The sequence below is a fragment of the Citrobacter sp. Cb031 genome, from assembly GCF_030336725.1.
GTDB lineage: Bacteria > Pseudomonadota > Gammaproteobacteria > Enterobacterales > Enterobacteriaceae > Citrobacter > Citrobacter braakii.
Map to the genome: position 1 here is coordinate 1 of NZ_JAOWDA010000016.1, position 223 is coordinate 223.

Annotated in this window: 1 tRNA gene; it reads left to right on the forward strand. The window is 45.7% G+C overall.

Annotation, left to right across the window (positions count from 1 at the left end):
- Nucleotides 1-49: 49 nt before the first annotated feature.
- Nucleotides 50-125: transfer RNA gene (locus tag OGV93_RS01270), tRNA-Ala, on the forward strand.
- Nucleotides 126-223: the final 98 nt, after the last annotated feature.

The following is a 223-nucleotide window of genomic DNA, read 5'->3' on the forward strand; positions in this document are numbered from 1 at the left end:
CACGCCTTGCCTCAACAGAAATTAAGGTTAAACGAGATTTAACTACGATGGGGCTATAGCTCAGCTGGGAGAGCGCCTGCCTTGCACGCAGGAGGTCTGCGGTTCGATCCCGCATAGCTCCACCATTCCTTACTGCAAAAAAAACAAGAAAACTTCAGAGTGTACCTGAAAAGGTTCACTGCGAAGTTTTGCTCTTTAAAAATCTGGATCAAGCTGAAAATTG